The organism is Aureimonas flava, from assembly GCF_003583935.1.
GTDB lineage: Bacteria > Pseudomonadota > Alphaproteobacteria > Rhizobiales > Rhizobiaceae > Aureimonas > Aureimonas flava.
This window is the reverse complement of the sequence record NZ_QYRN01000011.1, coordinates 75206-84669: the sequence shown is the minus strand read 5'-3', so window position 1 is coordinate 84669 and position 9464 is coordinate 75206. Positions and strand designations below refer to the sequence as shown.

8 protein-coding genes and 1 pseudogene are annotated in these 9464 nt (G+C 66.3%); all 9 read right to left on the bottom strand.

The window, feature by feature from the left end; translation table 11 throughout:
• Positions 1-125: 125 nt before the first annotated feature.
• Positions 126-440 (bottom strand): annotated as a pseudogene (locus tag D3218_RS17755) (transposase); the annotation flags it as partial.
• Positions 441-606: 166 nt separating this feature from the next.
• Complete coding sequence (locus tag D3218_RS17750) at positions 607-1599, bottom strand: substrate-binding domain-containing protein (RefSeq protein WP_119541419.1); 993 nt, start codon at positions 1597-1599, stop codon at positions 607-609.
• A gap of 59 nt (positions 1600-1658) precedes the next feature.
• Positions 1659-3164 carry an aldehyde dehydrogenase family protein gene (locus D3218_RS17745; RefSeq protein ID WP_119541418.1) on the bottom strand — a complete coding sequence of 502 codons (1506 nt, stop codon included), beginning with the start codon at positions 3162-3164 and terminating at the stop codon, positions 1659-1661.
• Positions 3165-3226: 62 nt separating this feature from the next.
• Positions 3227-4246, bottom strand: coding sequence for an ABC transporter substrate-binding protein (locus D3218_RS17740; RefSeq protein WP_245415102.1), 1020 nt, complete (start codon positions 4244-4246; stop codon positions 3227-3229).
• Positions 4243-5196: an ABC transporter substrate-binding protein gene (locus tag D3218_RS17735; protein WP_119541416.1), complete on the bottom strand. Its 954-nt coding sequence runs from the start codon at positions 5194-5196 to the stop codon at positions 4243-4245. Before D3218_RS17735 ends, D3218_RS17740 begins: the two co-directional genes overlap by 4 nt.
• A 55-nt stretch (positions 5197-5251) precedes the next feature.
• Entirely contained in the window at positions 5252-6058 is an 807-nt protein-coding gene (locus D3218_RS17730) for an ABC transporter permease (RefSeq protein WP_119541415.1), read from the bottom strand.
• Positions 6037-6813 (bottom strand): ABC transporter permease, encoded by a 777-nt coding sequence (locus tag D3218_RS17725; protein ID WP_119541414.1) that lies wholly within the window; start codon positions 6811-6813, stop codon positions 6037-6039. The genes D3218_RS17730 and D3218_RS17725 overlap by 22 nt, the downstream gene beginning before the upstream one ends.
• Positions 6813-7661 carry an ABC transporter ATP-binding protein gene (locus D3218_RS17720; RefSeq protein ID WP_119541413.1) on the bottom strand — a complete coding sequence of 283 codons (849 nt, stop codon included), beginning with the start codon at positions 7659-7661 and terminating at the stop codon, positions 6813-6815. Before D3218_RS17720 ends, D3218_RS17725 begins: the two co-directional genes overlap by 1 nt.
• Positions 7658-9463, bottom strand: coding sequence for a thiamine pyrophosphate-binding protein (locus D3218_RS17715; protein WP_119541412.1), 1806 nt, complete (start codon positions 9461-9463; stop codon positions 7658-7660). Before D3218_RS17715 ends, D3218_RS17720 begins: the two co-directional genes overlap by 4 nt.
• Between the last annotated feature and the right edge of the window lies 1 nt (position 9464).

The following is a 9464-nucleotide window of genomic DNA, read 5'->3' as shown; positions in this document are numbered from 1 at the left end:
CATCACGGTGATCCATCACCATCCGAACCGCACGGGCGCGGACCTCGGGACTAAACGGCGGTGTTCTCTTCGTCATGGCTCCATCCTCTCAAGAGTTGGAGCCTCCGACAAACCCGGGGCGGTTCAAACGCCGCCTGGAAGTGCCGGACCACCTCGCGGCGCCGGACGGGCTTCACCACTTTTTTTTGCAGGGCATCCTGCAGCATCGTCTTGTCCAGGCTGAGATCGGCCACCAGCCGCTTCAGCTTGGCGTTCTCCTCCTCAAGCTGCTTCAGGCGCCGGATCTCCGACACGCCCATCCCAGCATAGACCTTCTTCCATCGATAGAACGTCGCCTCGGCGATCCCCATCTTGCGGCAGATATCGCCAACCAGCGTGCCGTTGTCCGCCTGCCGCAGGGCAAAGGCAATCTGCTCGTTCGTGAACCGTTTCTTGGGCATCGGCTCTCTCCTCTCGTCGAGAAATCGTGCCCGAAAATTCTCACACCGTCCGGACCAGTTTCACGGGTCAGGACCAACGCAGAAATCGGCATAAAAAAACAAGATGTTCCGTGATACCATCGATGACATCGATACAGCGTTGCATGAGATAGCGGATGTTGATACTCTATATCTTGTGCGCCTCCAGCGTCGCCGGGTGGAAGAGATCCTCGACCGTTATGAGACGGGAGGAAAGCCCCTGCTGGTGGTGATGGGTCAGAAAGCTTTGGAGCGTCGTCCTGCTCCGGTCGACGCCGTAAGGCCAGTAGTCGTCCCCCATCAATTGTCGAGCGGCATGCAATTGCTCTTCGACGAAGGGCAGCGTCACCTTGGTCGCCGAGGTGTCGGAAAGGCGCCTTTCAGCCACGGCCTTGGCTTGGGTGAAGGCTTTCAGGATAGCGGCGGGCAGCCATGGATGGTCGGCGGCCAGGCTGTTGCGCAAGCCGACGACGTGCATGATCGGGAAGATGCCGGTGCGCTCGTAGTAGTCTGTCGCCGCGGCCGTCGGGTCGGCGAACAGCCACTCGACCCGTTCGTCGCCGCGATCGTAGCAGGACGGCGCCCGGGGGGTGACGATCGCATCGATCTCTCCGTCGAGCAGGAGATCGGACAAGGACCGTCCCTCAGGCGCGTCCTCGAGCCGGATGCCCTCCGGCAAGTCCAGCGCGATCTTCTCCGCCCGGCCGGGCTGCTCGATTCCACCCCGCACCCACACGATGTCCCGGGCTTCGACGCCATAGTCGTCCTTGAGAAGGGCCCGAGCCCACACGCAGGCCGTCAGCTGATATTCCGGGACGCCGACGCGCCGGCCCTTCAGGTCTTCCGGGCGCGCGATCCCCCGTCCCTTGCGGACGTAGATCGAGGTGTGCCGGAAGGCGCGCGAGACGAAGGCGGGGATGCCGACATAGGCCGATTGGCCTAGCGCTGTCTTCACCGTGAACGAACTCAGCGACTGCTCGCAGACGTCGAACTCCGCATGACGGAAGGCGCGGAAGAAGATCTCCTCGGGATCCAGCGTCATGAAGACGGGATCGACACCGTCGATCTGCACCGTCCCGTCGATCAGGGGACGTGTGCGATCGTAGTCGCCGATGGCGAAAGAAAGGCGCAGCTTGGGCATTTCGAGATCTCGCATGTTCGTTGGTGCAGCGGGTCGTCGACGGGGCCGTACCCGAGACGTCAGGCACCCGCGCCGCAGAGCGGCCGTGCGGGGCCGAGCGCGATATGGATGTTCTTCTCCTGGGTGTAGGCGAGGAGCTCCTCCAGGCACTCCTCCCGTCCGAGACCGGACAGTTTCACGCCGCCGAAGGGGGCGCCGAGAAAGTGCTTCGACACCTCGTTGATCCAGACGAAGCCGGCTTCCACGGTGCGGGCCGTACGGTGGGCGCGGTCGAGGTCCTGCGTCCAGATCGAGCAGGTCAGGCCGTAGTCGACCGCATTCACCTCCTCCAGCATGGCCGCTTCGCTGGTCCAGGAAGCGATCGCCAGCACGGGACCGAAGATCTCCTCGCGGGCGATCCGCATCGATGGCGTGACGTCGGCGAAGACGGTGGGCTCGACGAAGCAGCCTTCGGCAAGGGCGGGATCGGCAGGATGGCCGCCGCCGGTGACGAGGCGAGCGCCTTCCGCCCGGGCGGAACCGATGAAGTCCAGGATGCGGTCATACTGCGTGCGGCTGACAATGGCGCCCATCGTCGTCTCCGCGTGCGTCGGAAGGCCGGGGCGGTAGGCCGCGCACGCCTCCCGGAGATGGGCAAGCACCGCTTCGTAGATGTCGGCATGAATGAAGCCTCGGCTCGTCGAGCCGCAGGACTGACCGCACCAGGTGAAGTTCATGCCTGCGGCAAGCGCGGTTGCGACACGCCTGGGATCGGCGTCGGGAAAGGCGATCAGCGCGTTCTTGCCGCCGAGCTCGAGCAGCATCGGCTTGATCGTCTCGGCCGCGGAGCGCATGACGGCGCGGCCGGTCGGGACGCTGCCGATCAAGGAGACCATGGCGACATGGCGATGGCTGGCGAGGACCTCGCCGACGGCGCGCCCGCCAGGCACGAGGTTGAAGACCCCCTCCGGAAGGAGGCCCTCGATCAGTTCGGCAAAGCGCAGCGACGATAACGGCGCCTGCTCCGGCGGCTTGACGACGACGGCGTTGCCGGCGGCAAGAGGCGCCGCGATCTTGCCGGCGCAGAACATGAAGGGATGGTTGAACGGCAGGATCTTGGCGACCACGCCGCGAGGCTCCCGCATCGAGAAATTGACGGCGTTCGGCCCCATCGGGATGGACGCGCCCTTCATCTCGGTGACGAGGCCGGCGAAGAAGTCGAGCTGGGCGCTCGCGATATCGGCATCTCCCAGCATGGCGGTGACCGGATTGCCGCAGTCGGCCGCATCGATCAGCGCGAGATCGCGAGCGTTGTCGCGGACGATCTGAGCCATGCGGCGCAGGATCTTCGCCCGTTCCAAGGGCGCCACGTCGCGCCACTCCGCAAAGCCGCGTCGCGCCGCGAGGATCGCGGCCTCGGCGTCCGTTGCGTCGGCATCGGCGACGGTGCCGAGGCTCTCGCCCGTACCGGGGCTCGTCAGATCGGTGACACCACCGGCGAGCGGACGCTGCCAAGCGCCTGCGTAGTAGAGATCGCGGTGTCTGGGCAGAACGGCGCCGAGCGGCGGCATCGGATCGGACGGCATGGCCGCTCCTTGTGGAAGAACGATCGGGACTGAAAGGCTGCCCTCGCAGCGCAGGGGTCGACTCACTTCACGGGACCGGCCTGGTACTGGAACAGCTCATCGAGTTGTTCCTGGCTCAGAGATGCCGACAGAAACTTCATGTCGATCGCGCTCTGCATCGCGGCATCGAGCCCGCTCAAGCGATCGAGGCGCAGATTTTCCTTGGGGTAGAACTCTTCGCGCACGTCCTCGGCCACGCTGATCGGAACATCGACCCACTTGGCATAGGCCGCGACCGCCGCCGGGTCGGAATACATCCAATCCAGCGTTTCGCTGTAGGCTTCGGCAAAGCGCTTGATCGCGTCGGCCTTCGCGTCGAGCGTCGGCGCGCTGGTGATCATCAGCCGGACCGTCTGGTCGCGAAGGGCGGGAACGTCGTCGCCGCGCGCGATGATGCGGATCTTGCCCTGCTGCACGGCTTCCACGCCGAAGGGCGGAGAGGCCCAGCCGATGTCGACCTGACCCGACATCACCTGCGTGAAGGTCGACGACGGATTGCCGGTCGCAACCGGTTTGGCGTCGACCTTGAAGGTTTCGATCAGACCGAGCGCGGTGGTGTTGGTCGACGAGCCGTTGGTCGAGAAGGCGATGGTCCGGCCGCCGGCATCCTTCATCGACTGAATCTCGGAGCCGGCCGGCACATACCAGTAGAGGTCGCGCGCGCCGGTCGTGGAGTTGCCGATGGCCCGGACCGGCGCGCCCTTGAAGAAGGCGCTGAGGATGCCACCGGTGCCGACGCCCATCCCGACATCGACGCTGCCCGAGAGGACCGCCTGCATCGTTTCGCCGCCGCCCGAGGTGTAGAGCGACTCCAGCACGATGCCGTGCTTCCTGAAGATGCCGGCCTCCTGTCCAAGCTCCGCCGGCGCGTTCTCCCAGTTGCCGCGCTGCCCGATCGCCAGCTTCAACGTATCGACCTTGTCCTGTGCCTCGGCACCTGCGGGGGCGAGGACAGCGGCGACGAGGACCAGAACCGTGGTGAGTGCTTTCACATCTTCCTCCCAGCGATGGGTTGCTTGCGCGTGCAGGCGGTGGCTCTTCACCTCCGCGGCGGGATCTGGATGAGCTGCGTCAGCTGCGCGTCGCTGAGGGGGCCCGAAATCGCCTTGAACTTGACGGCATCGGCCATGACCTGGTCCATGCCGGACATCTTGTCCGGATCGATCAGGCTCTTGGGAAAGAATTCGTCGCGGATGCGCTTGGCCGTGGCGACATCGATCTTGGCGAAGTCGGCATAGATCTTCAGTGCGTCGTCGCTCGAATACATGAAATCCTCCGTCTCGCGGTAGGCCTGCATGAAGCGGTCGAGAATATCCTGCTTCTGGTCGACGAATGGTGCGTTGGCGATAAGCGAGCGGATCGACTGGTTCTTGATGGCGTCGATGTCGTTGGCGCGCGCGACGATGCGGATCTTGCCTTCGTCTAGCGCATCGAAGCCGAAGGGCGGCGACGACCAGCCGACATCGATCTGGCCCGTCATGACCGGCGTGAAGGTGGCCGAGGGACTGCCCGTCGCGACCAGCTTCGACTTCAGGCCGTAGGTGTCGACGAAGCCGAGCGCCATGGAGTTGGTGGACGAGCCGTTGGTGGAATAGGCGATGGTGGTGTCGGGCGTGGCGTCCTTGATGGACTGGAGCTTGGAAGCGGACGGAACGTACCAGAAATCGGCGGCCCCCGTCGCCTGGGCGCCGATGATGCGCACGGGCGCGCCTTTGGAGAAGGCGCCGAGGACACCGAGCGTGCCGGCGGCGACACCGATGTCGACACTTCCGGAAATCACCGCCTGCATCGTCTCCCCGCCGCCCTGCGTGTAGAGAAGGTCGAGATCGAGATCGTGCTTCTGGAAGATGCCGGCTTGGTTGCCGATCTCGGCAACGGACGTGTCCCAGTTGCCGCGCTGGCCGACGGCCAGCTTGACGGTGTCGGCGGCGAGCGCCGGTTCACCGAGGAGCGCCATCGCGGCCACGGCGTAGGTGACGGTCTTCCAGTTCATGTGGATCTCCCGGATTTACGTTGCGTTTTCTAGGGACGTCCCGATTCCGGGTCCGTCAGTTGCTCACGGCCGGCCTCGCCGGCCCGGCGTCCCGCCCCGCCAGGGCGCTGATCGCGGCGTTGGCGAGGATCGACAGAGCGAAGATCGCGATCAGCAGCGCGTACATCGCCGGCATGTCGAAGTGCTGATAGTTTCGGATGACCTGAAACCCGAGCCCCTGGTTGGACAGCTTCGTCTCGGCCAGAAGGACGCCGATGAGCGCGATGCCGAAGCCGAGGCGGAAGCCGTTGAGGACCGGTGCCCGCATGGCCGGCAGGTAGATCTTCGTCAGCATCTGGCCCTTGCCGGCGCGAAAGCTCTGGCCGACACGGATCAGGATGGCGGGAATGGCACGCATGCCCACCGCGACGCTGAGCGCCACGGGGAAGAAGGAGGAGAGGGCGCCCATGGCGACCTTCGAGCCCGGCCCGACGCCGAACCACATGATCAGCACAGGGAAGAAGATGATCTTCGGCGTCGGACCGAGATAATAGAGGTACGGCTCGAAGGCCTCCCCCGTGAAACGGCTGCCTCCGAGCGCCACGCCGACGAGGAGCCCGATGCCGCCGCCGATGACGAGGGCGAGCAGCGTCTCGTAGAGGGTCACCCAAAGATCGGCGTAGAAGCCGGGATCGGTCAGGAGGGCGACCAGCGCGGCGCCGATCGCCTGCAACGGCGGAACGACATCCTGGTAGAGCAGGCCCGACAGCGCGAGCCCCTGCCAGCCGATCAGCGCCACGGCGATGATCGCCAGACGGATGGCGGCGACCTGCTGGCGCGGCGCCAACAGCGGTCGCCGCGTCACGACGTCGGTCGCAGCCATTTCTCGATCCTTTCCACGAGCAGGAAGAAGCAGATGCTGACGAGGACGACGAAACAGATGGCCGCGTAGGTGCCAGGCATGTCGTAGCGTTCGGAAAGCTCGTTGATGAGCGGGCCGAGCCCGCCGAAATTGATGAGGAACTCGATTCCGACGACGTTGATCATTGCGAAGATCATGCCGAGCCTCAGACCCGCGAAAATGCTCGGCACGGCGGCTGGAAACAGGATCTTTCCGAACTGCTGCCGGGGCGTGAGGTTGAAGCTGTAGCCGACGCGAAGCAGAACCGGCCGCACCGCAGCCAGTCCCTCGAGCGTCTTGAGGATGACCGGCGGCAATCCGGCCAGCGTACCGATGGCGATGATCGTCCAGGAACTGCGGCCGAAGATCACCAGGAACAGCGGATAGACGAGCACGACGGGGGCGGCGGCGAAAGCGGCGACCCACGTTTCCGTCGCCTGGCGCAGGAGGTCCAGGCGAAACAGGAGGATGCCGATGGGAATGCCGATCGCGGCGACGAGCAGGCCTGCCATCAGAGACTCGCCTGCCGTCAGGAAGAAGCGCGGAACGATCCCCTCCTCCGTCACCACCCGGCCGAGCGCCACGATGACGCTCGAGGGCAGCGGCACGACGTAGCCGTTGATGATCCCGATGCGGATCAGAAGTTCGATCAGCACCACCGCGCCGACGAAGCCGGCGAGCCCGACCAGTCGCGCGCCCGTGCCTTCCCGGCTCGGGAACAGGGAGCCGCTCGCCATCAGCGTCCGCGCTCCTTCGCTTCGGCATCCTGCATGCCTTGCGTCGCTTCGGCGCGCAGGTCGTTCCAGATCTCCGCGACGTAGCGACCGAACTGTTCGCTGCCGACGATCTCTGAGGTGCGCGGACGCGGCAGCGTGATCTCGACGAAGCGCTTGGTGCGGCCGGGGCGATAGGTCATCACCAGGATCCGGTCGGACAGTTGGACCGCTTCGGTGATGTTGTGGGTGATGAGGACGATGGTCTGCTTCAGCTCCTGCTGGATCTGCAGCACCTTGTCGCCCAAGAGCAGCCGGGTCTGTTCGTCGAGCGCGGCGAAGGGCTCGTCCATCAGGAGAAGCTTCGGCTCGAAGGCGAGCGTGCGGGCGATGGCGACGCGCTGGCGCATGCCGCCCGAGAGTTCCGCCGGATAGCGCTTGTCGAACCCCTTGAGGCCGACGAGATCGATGAAGTGCCGTGCGCGGTCCAACCGCTCGGCCTTGGCGACGCCTTTGATTTCGAGAGGAAAGGCGACATTGTCCTCGACGCTGCGCCAGGGAAAGGCGGACTCTTCCTGGAAGACCATGCCGATCGCCGGATGCGGCCCGCGCACGCGCTCGCCCGCCACCTCGATCGTTCCCTCGGTGGCCGAGACGAGGCCGCCGATCATGTTGAACAAAGTCGACTTGCCGCAGCCCGACGGCCCGATGATGGTGACGAACTCGCCCGGCGCCACGTCGAGCGACATGCGGTCGACGGCGATCACCGGACCCTGCGGCGTCTCGAAGCGCTTGACCACCTGATCGACCCGAAGGATCGGCGCGGCTGCCGCCGGCGCGGCCTGCATCCTGGACGGCATGACGGCGCTCATGCCTGACCTCCCGCCGTTTCCCGCGTCAGGGCGCCGGCCATGGCGGGCGTGTAGCCCGGCTCGACGCGAACATCGACGACCGCCACGCCGCCCGCCTCGACGACGGCGATCGCCTCGGCGAAGGCTTCGTCCATTGCCGCGCGGCTCTCGACCGGACCGAAGCCCGTCGCGCCCTGCGCCCGCGCCATGCCGGCCAGATCGATTTCAGGATCGCTCATGCGCTGGCCGATCCACTTGTTCTCGACCGGCCGCTCGCGCATGCGCGCCACGCGCTCCTGATGCACCTCGTCGTTGTAGAAGGAGCGGTTGTTGGCGACGACGACGAGAAGGGGAATGCGGTAGTGCACCGCGGTCCAGAGCGCCGTGACGCCCATCAGGAAGTCGCCGTCGCCGCAGATCGCGACCGGCAATCGGCCCGAGCCGCGAAGGGCGAGCGCGGCACCGACCGAGATGCCGGGACCGCCACCGATGCCGCCGCCGCCATCGGAGCCCAGGAAGTCCAGCGGGCTTCGGAAAGGCCAGAAGGCGCCATCCCAGGACAGCGGCAGATGCAGCAGCGATACGGGGCGGTCGCCGACAGCGCGTTTCAGCTGACAAGCCAGATCCGGAACCCCGAGCGGCGAAACCGCGTCCCGCGGCACCGCGATCGGCGGTGCGGCGACGGGCTCGTAGGGCGCCAGCGGGCCGGGCGCAAGCAGTTCGCAAAGAGCGCCCACCAGACGATCGGGATCGGCGGCGATGAATTGGTCGATGGGCGTCAGGGCCTGGTGGTCCATGCTCCAGCCATTGTGGATGTGATGGTCGAGCGAGACGTGGACGATGGCCGGGCGCGGGTCGGGCGAAGCTGGGAGTACGCCCTGCAGTGCCACCCAGTCCAGGCTGAGGACGAGGTCGGCCTCGCGGATCGCCTCCTGCGCGGCCGGGATCGGGAAGATGCCCGGCGCGGCGAGCGACAGCGGGTGGTCGGTCGGAAAGCCCGCCCCGACCTTGAGATCGGTCAGGACCCGAGCGCCCGTCGCCTCCGCGAGCGCGATGCGCTCGGCCCAGGCCTTCTCGGAGCGCGACACCCGGCCGACCAGGATCACCGGGCGTTCCGCCCCCTTCAGCCGCGCAGCGAGTGCCCGGACATCGTCGCCGCCCGGCGCGTAGGAGACCGTCGGAAGCATCCTGCGGGCATCCAACGGCGGCAGCGGCTCGCCCAGCGGTGCCTCCTGCATGCCGGCATCGAGATTGACGTAGGTCGGGCCGGCCGGCAGCGTCTCGGCGATCCAGAGCGCGCGCAGGAGCGACTCGCGCGCGGCGGCAGGTGACGACGGCTGGTCGTCCCACTTCACATAGTGCCGGACAATCGCGCCCTGGTCGCGAGCGGTGTGGATCCAGTCGATCCAAGGACGGCGCTTGGCCGCGTCGACCGGTCCCGTGGCGCCGATCACAAGCATCGGCATGCGGTCGCACCAGGCGTTGAAGATCGCCATGGTCGCATGGAACAGGCCGACGTTGGAGTGAACCGCCACCGCCATCGCCTTGCCGGTCACCTTGGCGTAGCCGTGCGCGACGGCGACGGCGTGCTCCTCGTGCAGGCAAAGCAGCATCTGCGGCTGCTCGTTGCCGAGGTGGTTGACGAGGCTGTCATGAAACCCGCGAAAGCTCGCTCCCGGATTGAGCGCGATATAGGGGATGTCGAGATCGCGCAGCGTGTCGGCGACGGCGTCGCTGCCGAAGCGCGCATGGCCGCGATGCGGCACCGGGCGCTCCGTGGGCGACGCCGCTTCGGGGAACTGGGGTCGGAAGGCTTCGGTCATG

Excerpts from the sequence above, each read along its gene's own strand:
- D3218_RS17735 (WP_119541416.1), bottom strand. The coding sequence starts at position 5,196 with ATGAACTGGAAGACCGTCACCTACGCCGTGGCCGCGATGGCGCTCCTC.
- D3218_RS17745 (WP_119541418.1), bottom strand. The coding sequence starts at position 3,164 with ATGCCGTCCGATCCGATGCCGCCGCTCGGCGCCGTTCTGCCCAGACAC.
- D3218_RS17715 (WP_119541412.1), bottom strand. The coding sequence starts at position 9,463 with ATGACCGAAGCCTTCCGACCCCAGTTCCCCGAAGCGGCGTCGCCCACG.
- D3218_RS17750 (WP_119541419.1), bottom strand. The coding sequence starts at position 1,599 with ATGCCCAAGCTGCGCCTTTCTTTCGCCATCGGCGACTACGATCGCACA.
- D3218_RS17720 (WP_119541413.1), bottom strand. The coding sequence starts at position 7,661 with ATGAGCGCCGTCATGCCGTCCAGGATGCAGGCCGCGCCGGCGGCAGCC.
- D3218_RS17725 (WP_119541414.1), bottom strand. The coding sequence starts at position 6,813 with ATGGCGAGCGGCTCCCTGTTCCCGAGCCGGGAAGGCACGGGCGCGCGA.
- D3218_RS17730 (WP_119541415.1), bottom strand. The coding sequence starts at position 6,058 with ATGGCTGCGACCGACGTCGTGACGCGGCGACCGCTGTTGGCGCCGCGC.